Below are 17,384 nucleotides of genomic sequence, written 5' to 3' on the forward strand. Positions count from 1 at the left end.
TATTTAGGGAATAAACTATGAGCGATCTAGCCAGAGAAGTGTCACCGGTTAATATTGAAGACGAACTAAAAAGCTCGTACCTCGATTACGCCATGAGCGTCATTGTCGGGCGTGCTTTACCAGATGTTCGTGACGGTCTGAAACCAGTACACAGACGCGTTCTGTTCGCAATGAACGAATTGCGCAACGACTTTAATAAACCGTATAAAAAGTCAGCCCGTGTTGTTGGTGACGTCATCGGTAAATATCACCCTCATGGCGACAGCGCCGTTTATGACACTATTGTTCGTATGGCGCAGGATTTTTCCTTACGTTATATGCTGGTAGACGGCCAGGGAAACTTTGGTTCGGTCGATGGTGATTCAGCAGCCGCAATGCGTTATACCGAAATTCGCATGGCGAAAATTGCTCACCAGTTATTAGCCGATCTGGATAAAGAAACGGTCAACTTCGTAGACAACTACGATGGTACCGAGCGTATTCCGGACGTATTACCCACCCGAGTGCCTAACCTTTTAGTGAATGGCTCTTCGGGTATTGCCGTTGGTATGGCGACGAATATTCCACCGCATAACCTGACTGAGGTTATCGACGGCTCGTTAGCGATGATTGATAACCCGGATATTGATGTTGAAGGGTTAATGGAATACATCCCGGGTCCAGACTTCCCAACGGCTGCCTCAATTTCAGGGCGTAGCGGCATTATAGAAGCCTACAAAACTGGCCGTGGTCGTATCCATTTACGTGCTCAGGCGGAAGTTGAAGTTGACGAAAAAACGGGCAAGGAAACCATCATTGTTACGGAAATTCCGTACCAGGTGAACAAAGCTCGCTTGATAGAAAAAATCGCTGAGTTAGTTAAAGAAAAACGCGTGGAAGGTATTAGTGCGTTGCGCGATGAATCCGATAAAGACGGCATGCGTATCGTTATCGAGATTCGTCGTGGCGATGTGGGAGAAGTTGTGCTTAACCACTTGTATGCCAATACACAGCTGCAGGTTGTCTTTGGCATTAACATGGTTGCATTGGATAAAGGTCAGCCGCGTCTGTTTAATCTACGCGATATGCTGGACTGCTTCATCCGTCACCGTCGTGAAGTGGTAACTCGCCGCTCAGTTTATGAACTGCGAAAAGCACGTGAGCGTGCACATATCTTAGAAGGTCTGGCAATATCGCTGGCCAATATTGATGAAATTATTGAGCTGATCCGTCGCTCTCCAACGCCTGCTGAAGCAAAATCCGGGTTGATTGCCCGCGCATGGCAACTGGGCGATGTTGCCGCCATGCTGGAAACGGCCGGTGTTGATGCTGCTCGACCAGATCATTTACCTGAAGAATTCGGCATTCGGGGTGACAATTACCACCTGACCGAGGTTCAGGCTCAAGCCATTCTCGACTTGCGTCTGCACAAACTGACTGGGTTAGAGCACGAGAAAATTCTGGACGAGTACAAAGTTCTGCTGGAGCAAATTGCTGAGTTATTGCATATTCTTCGCAGCTCAGAGCGCCTGATGGAAGTGATTCGTGAAGAACTGGTTGAAATTCGGACTAACTTTGGTGATGAGCGTAAAACAGACATCACTGCAGCGGCGCACGACATCAGTATGGAAGACCTGATTAACGAAGAAGACGTTGTGTTAACACTGTCGCACGAAGGTTATGTGAAGTATCAGCCGTTAACCGAATATGAGGCTCAGCGTCGCGGTGGTAAAGGTAAAGCCGCAACTAAGATGAAAGACGAAGACTTTATAGAAAGGCTTTGGGTCGCTAACACGCATGACACCATACTGTGCTTCTCGACTCGTGGTCGTATTTACTGGATGAAGGTTTATCAGTTGCCATTAGCGAGTCGTGCATCGCGAGGTAAGCCTATCGTGAACTTATTGCCGCTTGAAGCCGATGAGCGCATCACGGCTATTCTGCCGACCCGAGATTATCCGGAAGATAAATTTGTGGTTATGGCAACCAGAAAAGGCACCATTAAGAAGACCCCGTTACCAGAGTACTCGCGTCCTCGCAATGGCGGCATTATTGCTTTGAACCTGGTTGATGACGATGAACTGATTGGCGTTGATATTACTGACGGCAAGGGTGAAATCATGTTGTTCTCTGATGCCGGTAAAGTGGTGCGCTTTACTGAAGAACAAGTGCGTTCCATGGGTCGTACAGCAACCGGTGTTCGGGGTATTCGCCTGGAAGAAGGACAGAGGGTTGTTTCACTGATTGTTCCGCGAGAATATGAGGATCAGGAAGCGAATGTCTTAACCGTGACTGAAAATGGCTACGGGAAACGTACACCACTCAGTGAGTACCCGGCTAAAAGTCGTGCGACTAAAGGGGTTGTTTCCATTAAAGTCAGTGAACGCAATGGTTCTGTTGTCGGCGCAATGGAAGTTATTGATGGCAATGAAATCATGCTTATCAGTAACAAAGGAACCTTGGTCAGAACTCGCGTTCATGAAGTATCAACCGTTGGCCGTAATACTCAGGGCGTGCGCTTAATTCGTACCGCAGAGGATGAGAAAGTTGTTGGTTTGCAACGTATTGACGAAATTGATGAAGAAGAGGCCCTAATTGACGGTGAAGTTATTGAAGAAAGCGAAGTCACTTCTGAAGATAACTCTGAAAACCAAGAGGGTTCCGACGAGTCATGAGTCAGTTGTTTAACTTTTCTGCCGGACCGGCAATGTTGCCGGTCGACGTGTTAAAACAAGCTCAGGAAGAGTTACTTAATTGGAATGGGCAGGGCGTCTCGGTGATGGAAATTTCGCACCGCGACCCCGCCTATGTGCATATGGCACGCGAAGCAGAACAGGATTTACGTGACCTTCTTGATGTACCTGGCGACTACGAAGTGCTCTTTTTGCAAGGCGGTGGACGGGGACAGTTTTCTGCGGTTCCTCAAAATATCGCTTCACCGGATGCTACTGTCGATTACCTGGATACCGGCATATGGTCTGGCTTTGCTATTCGTGAAGCCGAGAAGTTTGTGTCTAAGGTCAATATTGCAGGACAAGTAAAAGAAGGCATTAAAGGTAAAGAGATTCAGTCACCGGAAGAATGGCAATTGTCCGATAATGCCGCTTATTTCCATTACTGTCCTAATGAAACGGTGGATGGAATAGCCTTGCATGATATCCCGCAGGTCAAAGCGCCTATTGTTGCGGATATGTCATCGAATATTCTTTCAGAGCCGCTTGATGTCTCAAAATTTGGGGTAATATACGCCGGAGCTCAAAAGAATATTGGCCCGTCAGGCTTTGCTATTGCTATTGTTAAAAAGTCGTTGTTAGGGAGCCCGCAGAAGCAGGTTTCGTCCATTATGGATTATCAGCTTCAGGCGAAAGATGGCTCTATGTACAATACCCCCAATACCTTTGCCTGGTATTTAGCGGGTCTGGTCTTTAAATGGTTAAAGGCGCAGGGCGGATTAACCGCAATGGGCGAGCGTAATCATTACAAAGCGCAGCTTTTGTACGATTTTGTTGATAGCTCTGGCTTTTATCGCAACAGTATTAATCCGGCTTATCGCTCAATTATGAATATCCCTTTCCAGTTAGCGGATGACAAACTTGATGACGCTTTCTTAAAAGGCGCTCGAGCAGAAGGATTAGTGGGACTGAAAGGCCATCGCTTTGTTGGTGGTATGAGAGCCAGTATTTATAACGCGATGCCTGCGGAAGGGGTCGAAGCATTGTTAAGTTATATGGCAGATTTTGAGCGTAAGCTTGGCTAAATAAATAGAATAAAAAAAGGTAGTGAATTGCTATGGCAGAATTTAACGCATTAGAACTGGTGAATCCCGGAGTTAAACAATTACGTCCGTATCAGGCGGGGAAACCGACCTCTGAATTACAACGAGAGTTGGGCTTACAACACGTGGTTAAACTGGCTTCCAACGAGAATCCTTTGGGTTTAAGTGAGAAGGTAAAAACCGCTTTGGAAGCTGAGTTAACGGATTTAGTGCGTTACCCTGATGCAAACGGCTATTACTTAAAAAGTCGTCTAGCGGAACTCAATGAAGTAACGACTCAACAAATTACGCTAGGCAATGGCTCCAATGATGTGCTGGAAATTTTGGCGCGTACTTTCGTTTCAGATAAAGATGAAGTTATTTTCTCACAACATGCGTTTGTGGTTTATCCACTGGTGACTCAAGCCATTGGCGCCAAACCTGTTGCTGTTCCTGCGGTAGATTATGGGCATGATCTTGATGGAATGGCCAAAGCGGTCACCGATAAAACCAAGATGATCTTTATCGCTAACCCGAATAACCCAACGGGTACTTTTTTATCGACGCCGGCTCTTAAAAAGTTTTTGAATGAAATACCGCAGAATATTATTGTGGTTTTGGATGAAGCCTACTACGAGTATGTACCGGAAGATGAACGTGCGCCTTCGGTAGAGTGGATAAAAAATTATCCTAACTTAGTAGTCAGCAGGACCTTTTCTAAAGCCTACGGCTTAGCGGGCTTGCGTGCCGGTTACGCTGTGAGCCATGAAAGTGTTGCGGATGTTTTGAATCGTATTCGGCAACCCTTCAATATGAATTCGCTGTCACTGAAAGCGGCAGAAGTGGTATTGGATGATCACGCGTATTTGCAAAAGGCCATTGAGCTAAACGCTCAGGGTATGCAGCTATTGACTGAATTTTGTGACGAATCTGGGCTTAACTACATTCCATCTTACGGCAACTTCCTGACCATAGAAGTGGGGCCTGATGCTGAGAAGCTTTATGACCAGCTGTTACATGAAGGGGTAATTGTTCGTCCTGTTGGTGGTTATGAGTTACCTAACCATTTGCGTGTCAGCATTGGGTTGCCGGAAGAAAATCAAGCCTTTATTAAGGCTATGAAAAAGCTGCGTGGTTAACCGTATCGATCTAAATCCGCGACGTTTCTGTCGCGGTAGTGTCACTTTACCTGGCTCAAAGAGCATAGCCAACAGGGCTTTGCTCATGGCCGCTTTATGTGAAACGCCAGTTACCTTACATAACTTATTGGTAAGTGACGATACTGACCGGATGCGTGAAGCGCTGCTCTCCCTGGGAGTGACTTTTAAAGACGATAAACTGATAACTCGAGTAGAAGGCTTAGGCGGCCAGTGGCAAAAGTTTACGTCTGAACTTTATTTAGGCAATGCGGGCACCGCAATGCGTCCGCTTATTGCGGTCTTAGCGGCAACATTAGCAAATGATCCCATGCCGATGGTATTAAAAGGCGATGCGCGGATGCATGAGCGTCCGGTCGAACATTTAGTTGATGCGCTGATAAAACAAGGCGCATCAATCAATTATCTAGGTGAGTCCGGTTTCCCTCCACTCGCAATCTCTGGGGGCTTAGCGCCCGGGGATTTTGAAATAGATGGCAGCGTGTCCAGCCAATTTATTTCTGCATTGCTTATGGCTCTTCCGCTATTAAATAACGACTCAACTTTAACGCTTAAAGGCGAAGTTGTTTCGCGCCCCTATATTGAGTTAACTCTGCAAATGCTGTCCGACTTTGGCATTAGGGTTGAGACGCTTTCTTCCCAGCGCTATCGCATTGCCGGAGGACAACGCTATCAGTCTCCCGGCGAATACTGGGTCGAAGGTGATGCCAGTGCCGCCTCTTATTGGATGGCTGCCGCTTTAATGGGGAAAGGACCGTTGGAAATCATCGGGGTGGGGGAAAACTCGATCCAGGGCGATAAGCGATTTGCTGAGGTTATCGAGCAAATGGGCGCGTCGGTAAGTTATCACAGTAACAGCATAACGGTTATCGGAACAGGCGCTGTCTACGGTATTGATCAGGACTTTAACGACATTCCCGATGCGGCAATGACGGTAGCCCCACTGGCATTATTTGCAGATAAACCAACCGTTATCAGGAATGTTGCAAATTGGCGAGTAAAAGAAACTGACCGGTTACATGCGATGGCGACAGAATTACGTAAAGTGGGTGCCAGAGTTGAGGAAGGTGAAGATTACCTACGGATTGAACCGGTTAGCAATTGGCAGCATGCGACAATAGAGACTTATGATGATCACCGCATGGCGATGTGTTTTTCTTTGATCGCTTTCTCTCCTATCGGAGTGACGATTAAAGATCCAGACTGTTGTGCAAAAACTTATCCCGACTATTTTTCTGAGTTTTCACGGCTCTGTCACAGTTAACTCTTAAACTCGCTGACTTTGATTAATGCAATTTTTTTACAAATGCGTATAATTGCGCGGCTAAATGCTGCGTAATGCAGAGCAATTAGAGGATTTTATGGCAACTCATATTCCAGTCATTACGATTGACGGGCCGAGTGGGGCAGGAAAAGGAACGATAAGCCGATTATTGGCAGAAAAGCTAGGATGGCACTTGCTGGATAGTGGGGCTATTTATCGCGTTCTGGCGTTGGCGGCTTTGCATCATGATTTTACGCCGGAAGATGAAGAAAGCCTGGTGGCACTAGCGGCACACCTGGATGTTAAATTTGAAGCCGAAGAAGAACGTTCATTAACTCACATTATCCTGGAAGGTGAAGACGTTACGATGACGATCCGAACTGAGCAGGTGGGTAATATGGCATCAAAAGTAGCCGCTTTGCCAAGAGTTAGAGAAGCCTTGCTGCGTCGCCAACGGGGCTTTAAAGAGTTACCTGGGTTGGTTGCAGATGGCCGTGATATGGGCACGGTTGTTTTTACCGATGCCGATGCAAAAATCTTTTTAACCGCTTCAGCGGAAGAGCGTGCAAGACGACGCTTTGAGCAATTGAAGGAAAAAGGTTTTGATGCTAATATTGATCAATTAGTGAACGAAATTAAAGAACGGGATGATCGCGATACAAATCGCTCGGTGGCTCCTCTTAAGCCAGCCGAGGATGCGTTGTATCTGGATTCTACTGATACGTCCATAGATGACGTATTAGAGCACGTATTGACGTTTGCGCACAGCAAACTCTCAAAGACTAGCTAAGGTCATTTGGCCTTAATTAGGCGTCTGTTGTAAGGAAGCGAACAGACTTTATTAATAACCCCGCTGCATACGGAAGTTCAGTGGACGTCTTATTTATAAGCGAAGTTAATTACTATGTCAGAAAATTTTGCAGAATTATTTGAAGAAAGCCTAAAGGAAGTTGAAACTCGCCCGGGCTCCATTGTTAAAGGTACTATCGTTGCTATCGAAAAAGATTTGGTCTTAGTTGACGCAGGTCTTAAATCAGAAAGCGCGATTCCAGCCGAACAGTTCCGTAATGCAGAAGGTGAATTGGAAGTCAGCGTCGGTGACGTAGTTGACGTAGCCCTTGATGCAGTTGAAGACGGCTTTGGCGAAACCATTTTGTCTCGCGAAAAAGCGAAACGTTATGAAGCATGGCTGCAGCTGGAAAAAGCACACGAAGACAATGCAACCGTTATCGGTATTATTTCTGGTAAGGTTAAGGGTGGCTTCACAGTAGACTTAGGCGGCGTTCGCGCATTCTTGCCTGGTTCACTGGTTGATGTACGTCCAGTACGTGAAACAACGCACCTGGAAAACAAAGATTTAGAATTCAAAGTTATCAAGCTTGATCAGAAGCGCAACAACGTTGTTGTTTCTCGTCGTGCTGTTATCGAGAAAGAGAACAGTGCTGAGCGTGAAGAGTTGCTTGAAAACTTGCAAGAAGGCCAGGAAGTTCAGGGTATCGTTAAGAACCTGACTGACTACGGCGCATTCGTTGACTTAGGCGGCGTCGATGGCTTATTGCACATTACCGATATGGCTTGGAAACGCGTTAAGCATCCAAGTGAAATCGTAAACGTTGGCGATGAAATCACTGTTAAAGTATTGAAATTTGATCGTGAGCGCACTCGTGTATCACTTGGCCTTAAGCAGTTAGGCGAAGATCCATGGGCTGATATCGCAAACCGCTACCCAGAAGGGCACCGTTTAACTGGTCGTGTTACGAACTTGACTGATTACGGCTGCTTCGTCGAGATCGAAGAGGGTGTAGAAGGTCTGGTACACGTATCAGAAATGGATTGGACAAACAAAAACGTTCATCCTTCTAAAGTGGTTAACCTGGACGACACTGTTGAAGTTATGGTTCTGGAAATCGACGAAGAACGTCGTCGTATTTCACTAGGCCTGAAGCAGTGTAAACCAAACCCATGGGAAGAGTTTGCTAAGAATCACAATAAAGGCGAGCAAGTTACTGGTAAGATCAAGTCAATCACTGACTTTGGTATCTTTATCGGTCTTGACGGCGGTATTGATGGTTTGGTTCACTTGTCAGATATTAGCTGGAATGCGACTGGCGAAGAAGCCGTTCGTGACTACAAAAAAGGTGAAGAAGTTACCGCTGTAGTTATGCAAGTTGATGCTGAACGTGAGCGTATTTCTCTGGGTATCAAGCAGCTTGAAGAAGACCCATTCAATAACTACCTGGCAGCCAATAAAAAAGGTGCTATTGTTACAGGTACTGTTACTGAAGTAGACGCTAAAGGCGCTAAAGTTGAATTAGCAGAAAGCGTTGAAGGTTATGTTCGTGCAGCAGACATTTCACGTGACCGTGTTGAAGATGCAAGCACTGAACTAAGCGTTGGAGACTCTATCGAAGCTCGCTTTATGGGCGTTGATCGTAAAAACCGCACCCTGAGCCTGTCTATCCGTGCGAAAGACGAAGTTCAAGAGAAAGAAGCGGTTGAAAGCGTTAATAAGCAGCAAGATAGCGATTCAAGTCTTAACAGCGCAATGGCTGAAGCCTTTAAAGCTGCAAAAACTGACGACGAATAATTTACTGCATTTAGGCAGTTAATTGGAGGAGGTAATGATGACTAAATCAGAGCTGATTGAAAGGTTAACTTTGAAACACGAGTTACCTCCTAAGCAGGTTGAAGCTTCGGTGAAAGAAATTCTTGAGCAGATGGTGCAATCCTTATCACAAGGTAAGCGCGTTGAGATTCGAGGGTTTGGAAGCTTTTCTCTGCATTATCGAGCCCCTCGCGTGGGTCGTAACCCTAAAACGGGCGAAGCCGTTGAATTAGACGGCAAGTACGTTCCGCATTTTAAGGCGGGCAAAGAGCTTCGCGAGAGGGTCGATACATTAAGTTAGTTTTTACGCTCGATCGATAAAAACGGCGTGCTATACTGGCATGCCGTTTTTTTATAACTAACAGGTAAGCAATTATGCTTAGAAAGCTGCTTATTCTCATCCCTGTATTAATTATATTTCTTTTAGCAATGGCTTTTGGTGCCCAGAACCCACAGACAGTGGTTGTTAATCTACTGGTCCTGCAATCCGAAATGGCGGTTGCGTCACTACTCGCTATCTTCTTTGGCAGCGGGTTTGCCGTTGGTCTTCTACTGCTTTGCCTTTCGAGCTTGTCTTGGCGCTATCGGTATAACCGTTTACTTAAACGAGTCAATAAGCTGGACAAGGCGGGTTAGCCGTTCATGTTAGAGCTTCTCTTCCTGCTATTACCGATTGCAGCAGCCTATGGTTGGTTCATGGGCCGCAATAGCGTGCGTACGGAAGAGCGTAAAGAGCAGAAACGGTTTTCTAAACAATATGCGACAGGTATAAACCTTTTATTATCCGATCAGCCAGACAAAGCAGTTGATTTGTTTGTTGAGTTGCTGGACGTTGATAGTGAGACAATTGAAACTCACTGGACGTTAGGAAAGCTCTTTCGCCGCAGAGGGGAAGTCGATCGCGCAATAAAAATTCACAAAAACCTGACATCGCTTCCCAACTTATCTGAGCATGACCGTTTAACGGCTATGTATGAGTTAGGTAAAGATTACCTTTCCGCTGGAATTTACGATCGCGCTGAGCAAATGTTTGCTGGCTTACAAAGTTACAAATTGTTCCGGGAAAAAAGTCAGAAGCATCTTCTTGAACTTTATGAGTCCACGCATGAGTGGGACAAAGCGATAAAAATAGCGCTGCGGCTGGCGAAGCAAGACAGCGAAGCGCGTGTGGTTTTAGCGCAGCTCTATTGCGAGCTAGCGGAATTGGACGACAACATTACCAGTAAAGTAAAACATTACAATAAAGCACTTAAACACCATGGTGACTGCGTGCGTGCAGTACTTGCGTTAGGAAAAATATACATGGCGCAAGGGCAGTATGATGAGTCTATTCATTATTTAGTGAGAGTGTTTGAGCAAGATAAGTCGTTTGTTTGCGAGACTATACCGTTACTAAAAGAAGCGTATGAAAAAAATTCGGATACCCATACGTTTATCGAATTTCTACACCGTTGCGTCGAACAGGATGCAGGAATAACGGCAGCCATTACGCTTTCTGAGAAAATATGCGAGTCGCAGAGTATTGAAGACGCAGAGCACTTTATGACCCAAGTGTTAGAGCAGCATCCAACCATGCGCGGATTCCACTATTTGATGGGGCTGCATATTCGAGCTGCTGATGTAGGAAACGCCAGGGACAGTCTCCGGAGGCTCCAGAAGATGGTCCACGAACACATTGTGCAGCGACCCAATTATAAATGTCGGCACTGTGGCTTTTCCGGACATACTTTATATTGGCATTGTCCTTCGTGTAAAAGTTGGGCAACAACAAAACCTATTTTTGGATTAGATGGTGAGTAATATTATGGCGCTGCCAAAAGTTTATGTCGCATTAGATTATCAAACGCGAGAAGAAGCTGACAATTTAGTGAGTAAATTACCTGCGGGTAAAGTAGGCCTTAAAGTGGGCAAAGAGCTGTTTACTGCTATTGGGCCTGACTGGGTGCGAGAAAAAGTTGATCAAGGCTTCTCTGTTTTTCTTGATTTGAAGTTTTATGATATTCCAAATACCGTGGCCAAGGCGGTTACTTCGGCTGCTAAAATTGGTGTGGACATTGTTAATGTGCATGCCAGCGGTGGTACTGAGATGATGAAAGCGGCAAAAGAAGCGTTGAAGCCGTTTGATAAGCCACCTTTATTAATTGCGGTTACGATACTCACTAGCATGAGTGACGATGATCTTCAGGAAATGGGAATTCAATTATCAACAACACAACAGGTTGTTAAGTTGGCCAAACTAGCCAAACAAGCAGGCCTGGACGGCGTCGTTTGTTCAGCGCAAGAAGCCAGTATGCTTCGAAAAGATTTAGGTTCCTCATTTAAACTTGTGACCCCGGGCATCAGACCGGCTGATAGTGACGCTGGAGACCAAAAACGCATCATGACACCAGAAGCGGCGATAGATGCCGGAGTGGATTATATGGTCATTGGACGCCCGATTACTCAAGCCAATGATCCTGCAACTGCAGCGACTGACATATTGCGCTCTATAGGAGAATAACCCACGAACCTCCTTGTAATATCGTAACGTGGCAATAGGGACAAAAAGTTAAGCTATAGTACCCATTACTGCAGTGACGCAGTAACTTTATAAACAGGGAATAGATACTATGAAGCTTAAATTTTTGTCCATGTTTGTTGCCTCATCACTGTTCTTAGTAGCAGGCGTGCAGGCCGCACCGTTATCCGTTTCTCCAAATTTGTCACCTCTATTGCAGGCCGAGAATGCCAAAACGGTCAATATCAATACAGGATCAGCTCAGCAAATATCGGATGTTTTGATTGGTGTTGGTGTTAAGCGAGCTGAGGATATTATCAAATTAAGAGAGCAGCTGGGTGGGTTCACAGAAGTTGAACAGCTGCTGGATGTAAAAGGTATAGGCTCTAAAACTTTAGAGAAAAACCGGTCATTGATTACAATCAAGTAATAGAAAAAACCAAACTCCAAAAACAAAAAAGGTCGGTAGTTATATAACTACCGACCTTTTCTTTTACTTGGCTGAAGCTATTCGCACTTTGCCATTTCGGCGTAAGCGCTAGAGCGAGCTTGAGCAACGCCGGCAATACGGCTGTCCTTGCTAAACTGCGGTCGATTATCAGATGATGCAACCGGTAAAGCTTTAAAGGTCTCAGTACGTTCTACGGCGGTTGCTTTTGTCATTGCCGAAAACGATGAGCCACTCAGAGAACGGTTTGGTATAACCGCTTCGGTTTTCATCTGCTTACGTTTCTGGCCAGCCGCTCGTTGGTGACGCGGTGAACGACGTGAACGATCTCGGCCTTTCTTCTCTTCAATCTTAGGTTCCGGAGCTTCTTCGACAGTGTCCGTAACTTCTGCTTCAGCTGACTTAGGAGTCTCATCTGCTGCTGTTTCATTTTCACTATTGCTCTCTTCTTTAGAGGGCTCTGGCGTTGGTTCCTCAGCGGGTTGCTCGGTTGTTTCAATCGAAGATTGAACCTTGTTATCAACCGGTGATGAAGGTGTTGCTACTGGTTCAGATGCCTCCGAGCTTTTGGCGGAATCGTCCGCTTTAGTCTCTTTCGCTGTTTGTGTCTCAGCCTGAGCGTTTGCCTCGACTTTCTCTTTCTCAGCATTCTCTTGCGTAGCTGCTGTCGGTTGAGTCTGATTTTGTACTAACTCAGCAGCGGCTTGCATGCGAGGATCAAGAACTTTATCAGAAATCGCTTTATTCTCTGACTTAGCAGTACCGGCCTGTTGTGCTGGTTTCTCTTTCACCTGAGTTGTTTTCTGAGTATCACTGTTATTAGGTGCTGTTGTTTCCTCAGACTTATGCTCTTGCGGACTTGAATCGTCGGCTTTCGGTGATTTGTCAGCGGTTGAAACGCGAACTGATTTTTCAATTGGTTTGCGCTGACGACGAGGTTTCTCTTGAACAGGCTTTGTCTCTTTAGTCTTTTCGGTTTCAGCTGGGCTGCTATCAACTTGCTCATTCTTAGCTGCTTCTGATTTTGGCTGCTGATTATTTTTATTATTGCGGCCGCGGCGACGACGGTCGTTGCGATTGCGACTGTTACGATTACCTGCGTCATCGCGAGACTCAGACGACTTATCTTCTGCAGGCGACGCGTTAGGTGTGCTTTCTTTGGTTTCATCCTTAGTGGTTGTGGACTGACTGCGCCCACGCGGCTGGCGATTTCCTGAACGACGGTTTCGGCCACGACGCTGCTGGTTTCGTTGATTTTCGGCACTGCGCTGCTTGGCTTTATCAGCTTCCGCCTGACTTTGTTCATCCTCTGAATCAAACAGACCTGAGAACCAAGTTTTTAAACGACTCAACAATGAAGGTTGAACTGCCTTTTTGGCTTCAACCTTCGGTGGTGGAGTCGGCGCTGCACTCGGTGCCTGAAGACCTTTTAATGCGGGTTCTTCAAATTTGGCTTTATCCTGAGTTAAGGTAATAGAAACACTTGGCTCACTTTGCTCTGGCTTCTGTACTAACTCAAAACTAGCAGACTCAGGGACCTCATCGTCACGCACACGAATCACCTCGAAGTGAGGCGTTTCCAGGTGGTGGTTCGGGATAATAACGATTTTAACGTTATGACGCTTTTCAATATGATTAACCGATTGACGTTTTTCATTTAACAGGTACGTTGCAACATCAACCGGCACCTGAGAGTGCACCTGAATAGTATTATCTTTTATCGCTTCTTCTTCAATTAGACGCAAGATTGAAAGCGCTAAAGAGTCGCTTGAACGTATCGTTCCCTGGCCATTACAACGAGGACAAACATTGTTTGCCGACTCACCTAGAGAAGGACGTAAACGTTGACGTGACATCTCCATTAAGCCAAAGCGTGAAATACGGGCCACTTGAATTCTAGCTCTATCCTGAGACAAGCTGTCGCGTAAACGGTTCTCAACATCGCGTTGGTGGCGAGCAGGAGTCATATCGATAAAGTCGATAACCACTAGTCCGCCTACATCACGAAGGCGTAATTGACGAGCAATTTCTTCGGCCGCTTCAAGGTTAGTCTGTAAAGCGGTTTCTTCGATATCACCACCTTTAGTGGCGCGCGAAGAGTTAATATCGATAGACGTTAATGCTTCGGTTGGATCGATAACAATAGAGCCACCGGAAGGAAGACGAACCTCACGCTGAAAAGCTGATTCAATTTGGCTTTCTATCTGGTAATGGCTGAATAAAGGAACGTCACCTTCATATTGCTTAACGCGTTGCAAAAAGTCTGGGCGAATAAGCTGTATATGGCTACGCACTTGCTCATAGACTTTTGGGCTATCGATAAGGACTTCACCAATATCGCGTCGCAGATAGTCACGTAGGGCGCGGAAAATAACATTGCTTTCCTGGTGAATAAGGAAAGGAGCAGGGCGCTCGTCAGCGGCTTTGCTGATGGCTTCCCAGTGATTCAGTAAGACGTTTAAATCCCACTCTAACTCTTCTTTAGATTTGCCAACGCCTGCTGTGCGGACGATAAGCCCCATTTCTTTAGGGACGCTAAGCTCTGATAATGCTTCTTTCAGAGCTGAACGCTCATCGCCCTCAATACGGCGTGAAATACCGCCTGCACGAGGGTTGTTTGGCATTAAGACTAAATAGCTGCCCGCCAAAGAGATAAAGGTCGTTAAAGCGGCGCCTTTTTGGCCTCGCTCTTCTTTATCTATTTGAACGATAACTTCCTGGCCTTCTTTAACCACATCTTTGATGTTAGGGCGGCCCTGAAATGTGTAACCCTGCGGGAAGTAGGTTTTTGCGATTTCTTTAAGGGGTAAGAAGCCGTGGCGCTCAGCACCGTAGTCAACAAAAGCTGCTTCTAAACTAGGCTCAATACGAGTGATTTTGCCTTTGTATATGTTCGCTTTTTTTTGTTCGTGACCTGGACTTTCAATATCTAAATCATAAAGGCGTTGGCCATCAACCAGCGCTACACGCAATTCTTCCAACTGCGTGGCATTAATTAGCATTCTTTTCATTACTGTGACTCAATTCTTTGGGCCACAATATGACACGCCCCAACGGCGATCGTGCAATTATCGAATTCGTCTGTCGCTGCAGGCCCTTTGGAACCTGCGTTACCCGTCATCTACAACGTGTAACTAAAATGAGTTTGACTGTGCCGATAACACCAACTGTTCGGTGTCATATTGTCGCTAAATTTTACGTCTGCAATCGATTATTAAACAAAGCGTATTCAGTGTGCTGTATTCTTCTCCGTGCCATCAACATCTCGGGCAAGTCACTTCACTAGACTTTAAAACCGTACGCTGATGTGGATAATGCGTCGCTTCGTTATTTCGACTGCGCGAAATATATTCTTCGTCTGCCATCTTCGATGGACTTTGACACTTAATTATTTCATGAAAACCACTGGAAATACAAGCGACAATTTCGCTGTTGAATCTTGTAGATGATGGTAAAATAGCGTTATGAAAACAATTCAACAAGAAGTGCGCTGGCACACCGTCTCTGCAGAGGAGTCGGGACAGCGAATCGACAACTTTCTCATTGCGCAATTACGCGGTGTACCTAAGTCTTTGGTGTATCGAATTGTACGCAAAGGGGAAGTGCGCGCGAATAAGAAGCGAATTAAACCGGATTATAAGTTACGGGAAGGCGACCTTATCCGTATTCCTCCGGTTAAAGTTAGCGAGCGCCCGGAGCTTCCCTCTGCGAACTTAGAGCAGGTGGCAGCACTGGAACATGCAATCATCTACGAAGATGATGCACTAATGCTCATCAATAAACCGTCAGGTGTCGCTGTACATGGAGGTTCCGGGCTTCAGTTTGGTTTAATTGAGGGACTAAGAGCTCTGCGACCAAAAGAGAAAAGCCTGGAGCTAGTTCATCGTATCGATCGAGATACCAGCGGCTTACTACTTGTGGCTAAAAAGCGTTCGGTATTGCGAAGCTTACATGAACAGCTGCGTAACAAAGAAATGAATAAGCAATACTTAGCCTTGGTTCGTGGACAATGGCAAAAGCGTGTCCGCAGTGTAGAAGCGCCACTAAAGAAAAACACGTTGAAATCCGGAGAACGAATCGTTCGTGTCGACGCTGAAGGCAAAGCCTCTTTGACACGATTCAGAATTCAACAAAGGTATAAAGAGGGGACATTAGTAGAGGCATCACCGGTAACCGGACGGACGCACCAAATTCGGGTACACGCTCTGCATGCCGGTCATCCTATCGCTAAAGATCCTAAATACGGTGATGAAGGTTTTGACAATGCGATGTCTGAGCGTGGCCTTAATCGATTGTTTTTGCATGCTTGGAAATTGCGCTTTATACATCCGGTTACCGATAAAGAAGTCGCATTTGAAGCACCTCTGGACGATAACTTACAACGCACATTACAGCAACTAACCGCACAATAAGGGCTGCTTATAATAATGTATAATAAGCGATTGGTGGTGTTTGACTGGGATGGCACCCTGATGGATTCTATCGGGCGAATTGTATCTTCTATGCAAAATACAGCACAACATATCGGCTTGCCTGTTCCTTCTGAAGTAGCGGTTAGGGACATTATTGGCTTAAGCCTTGAGCCTGCAATAGGTAAGCTGTTTGGCTCTTTGCCCTCAACACAAATGGACAGTTTCCTGATTCGCTATCGTGACGAGTATGTAGATTTAAATCCAACACCTTCGCCATTATTTCATGACGCAAAAGCGACGCTTTCGTTGTTAACCGAGGCAAATTGTCAGCTTGCGGTTGCAACTGGTAAGGCCCGCAGAGGTTTGCAGCGAGTTTGGTTAGAAAGCGACACTGAACATTATTTTGCAGCCTCCCGGTGTGCCAGCGAAGCGCCGGGTAAACCAGACCCTCAAATGCTTTACGACATTATGAGTGAACTCGAAGCGCAGCCAGAGCAAACAATAATGGTTGGTGATTCTGTGCACGATATCAAAATGGCGGTAGCGGCTGGAGTGCGTCCTATTGGTGTGAGTTTTGGTGTGCACGATGCTAAACGGCTAAGTGAAGCCGGGGCTATTATGGTTGTCGACTCATTATCAGAATTAAGCGATAGACTTATAAAGGAGGAATTATGACGTTGCCGTTAATTCTTGGCTCTGGTTCTAAATACCGCGGTGAGATTTTAGATAAACTTCATTTAAAGTATGACGTTGTTAGACCTGATATTGATGAAACGGCTATTACCTCCGAGAGTCCTCAGCAACTGGTAGGGCGCTTAGCTGAAGCGAAAGCTCGTGCAGTTGAAACGCGCATGAGTGATCCCGAAGCTGTTATTATCGGCTCGGATCAAGTGGCTGTTTGCAATGGAGACATTCTTGGTAAGCCCGGGGGGGCAGAAGCCGCTATTCAACAATTATTAGGCTTTGTCGGTAAAACCGTTACTTTTTATACCGGCTTGGCGGTGTTGAATACCTCTACTCAACAATGTGAAGTAAGAGTAGAGCCTTTTGAGGTTGAGTTTCGTCAGCTCACTATTGACGAAGTTGAACGTTATGTGGAACTTGAAGAACCATTTGACTGTGCAGGTAGCTTTAAAAGTGAAGGCTTGGGCATTAGCTTGTTCAAAAGTTTAAAAGGCAATGATCCAAATACTCTTATCGGGCTTCCGGCTATTGCTTTACTGGATATGCTGAGAGCTCATGGAATTAACCCGTTAAATAAGGAATAA

At 45.9% G+C, this 17,384-nt stretch carries 15 protein-coding genes; 14 read left to right on the forward strand and 1 reads right to left on the reverse strand.

What is annotated here, in order from left to right; translation table 11 throughout:
* Window positions 1-17 precede the first annotated feature (17 nt).
* The 11 genes from gyrA to RBK99_RS01490 all read left to right on the forward strand — a co-directional run bounded on the left by gyrA (window position 18) and on the right by RBK99_RS01490 (window position 11,686).
* The gene (gyrA, locus tag RBK99_RS01440) at window positions 18-2,654 is read left to right on the forward strand and encodes a DNA gyrase subunit A (protein ID WP_317502869.1); all 2,637 of its coding nucleotides are present in this window, start codon (window positions 18-20) and stop codon (window positions 2,652-2,654) included.
* A complete protein-coding gene (serC, locus tag RBK99_RS01445; protein ID WP_317502870.1) occupies window positions 2,651-3,736 on the forward strand; it encodes a 3-phosphoserine/phosphohydroxythreonine transaminase in 1,086 nt (361 codons plus the stop codon). The genes gyrA and serC overlap by 4 nt, the downstream gene beginning before the upstream one ends.
* Window positions 3,737-3,768: 32 nt before the next feature.
* On the forward strand, window positions 3,769-4,872 hold the full coding sequence (hisC, locus tag RBK99_RS01450) for a histidinol-phosphate transaminase (protein ID WP_317502871.1): 1,104 nt from the start codon (window positions 3,769-3,771) through the stop codon (window positions 4,870-4,872).
* Entirely contained in the window at window positions 4,865-6,154 is a 1,290-nt protein-coding gene (aroA, locus tag RBK99_RS01455) for a 3-phosphoshikimate 1-carboxyvinyltransferase (protein WP_317502872.1), read from the forward strand. Before hisC ends, aroA begins: the two co-directional genes overlap by 8 nt.
* A 97-nt stretch (window positions 6,155-6,251) precedes the next feature.
* The gene (gene cmk, locus RBK99_RS01460) at window positions 6,252-6,944 is read left to right on the forward strand and encodes a (d)CMP kinase (RefSeq protein ID WP_317503349.1); all 693 of its coding nucleotides are present in this window, start codon (window positions 6,252-6,254) and stop codon (window positions 6,942-6,944) included.
* 114 nt (window positions 6,945-7,058) lie between these two features.
* The gene (gene rpsA / locus RBK99_RS01465; RefSeq protein WP_317502873.1) at window positions 7,059-8,741 is read left to right on the forward strand and encodes a 30S ribosomal protein S1; all 1,683 of its coding nucleotides are present in this window, start codon (window positions 7,059-7,061) and stop codon (window positions 8,739-8,741) included.
* Window positions 8,742-8,778: 37 nt separating this feature from the next.
* Window positions 8,779-9,060, forward strand: a complete 282-nt coding sequence (locus RBK99_RS01470; RefSeq protein WP_054487634.1) for an integration host factor subunit beta — start codon at window positions 8,779-8,781, stop codon at window positions 9,058-9,060.
* Window positions 9,061-9,134: 74 nt separating this feature from the next.
* Window positions 9,135-9,395 carry a lipopolysaccharide assembly protein LapA domain-containing protein gene (locus RBK99_RS01475; protein ID WP_317502874.1) on the forward strand — a complete coding sequence of 87 codons (261 nt, stop codon included), beginning with the start codon at window positions 9,135-9,137 and terminating at the stop codon, window positions 9,393-9,395.
* 6 nt (window positions 9,396-9,401) lie between these two features.
* Window positions 9,402-10,559, forward strand: coding sequence for a lipopolysaccharide assembly protein LapB (lapB, locus tag RBK99_RS01480; RefSeq protein WP_317502875.1), 1,158 nt, complete (start codon window positions 9,402-9,404; stop codon window positions 10,557-10,559).
* Between the two features lie 4 nt (window positions 10,560-10,563).
* Window positions 10,564-11,259 (forward strand): orotidine-5'-phosphate decarboxylase, encoded by a 696-nt coding sequence (pyrF, locus tag RBK99_RS01485; protein WP_317502876.1) that lies wholly within the window; start codon window positions 10,564-10,566, stop codon window positions 11,257-11,259.
* Window positions 11,260-11,368: 109 nt separating this feature from the next.
* Window positions 11,369-11,686, forward strand: a complete 318-nt coding sequence (locus tag RBK99_RS01490) for a ComEA family DNA-binding protein (protein ID WP_317502877.1) — start codon at window positions 11,369-11,371, stop codon at window positions 11,684-11,686.
* A gap of 77 nt (window positions 11,687-11,763) precedes the next feature.
* Here the strand turns inward: RBK99_RS01490 and rne are convergent, their stop codons facing one another.
* Window positions 11,764-14,715: a ribonuclease E gene (gene rne / locus RBK99_RS01495; RefSeq protein ID WP_317502878.1), complete on the reverse strand. Its 2,952-nt coding sequence runs from the start codon at window positions 14,713-14,715 to the stop codon at window positions 11,764-11,766.
* Window positions 14,716-15,168: 453 nt separating this feature from the next.
* On the opposite strand from rne, the gene rluC reads away from it, so the two are divergent.
* From rluC to RBK99_RS01510, 3 genes are read left to right on the forward strand one after another with little or no spacing between them, the layout of a single operon-like run.
* On the forward strand, window positions 15,169-16,116 hold the full coding sequence (gene rluC, locus RBK99_RS01500; RefSeq protein WP_317502879.1) for a 23S rRNA pseudouridine(955/2504/2580) synthase RluC: 948 nt from the start codon (window positions 15,169-15,171) through the stop codon (window positions 16,114-16,116).
* 12 nt (window positions 16,117-16,128) lie between these two features.
* On the forward strand, window positions 16,129-16,791 hold the full coding sequence (locus tag RBK99_RS01505) for an HAD-IA family hydrolase (protein ID WP_411161966.1): 663 nt from the start codon (window positions 16,129-16,131) through the stop codon (window positions 16,789-16,791).
* The gene (locus RBK99_RS01510) at window positions 16,788-17,384 is read left to right on the forward strand and encodes a Maf family protein (RefSeq protein ID WP_317502881.1); all 597 of its coding nucleotides are present in this window, start codon (window positions 16,788-16,790) and stop codon (window positions 17,382-17,384) included. The genes RBK99_RS01505 and RBK99_RS01510 overlap by 4 nt, the downstream gene beginning before the upstream one ends.

Origin of the sequence: Idiomarina solivarensis (assembly GCF_033052755.1) — a bacterium.
In the GTDB taxonomy this organism is placed as follows: Bacteria; Pseudomonadota; Gammaproteobacteria; order Enterobacterales; family Alteromonadaceae; genus Idiomarina.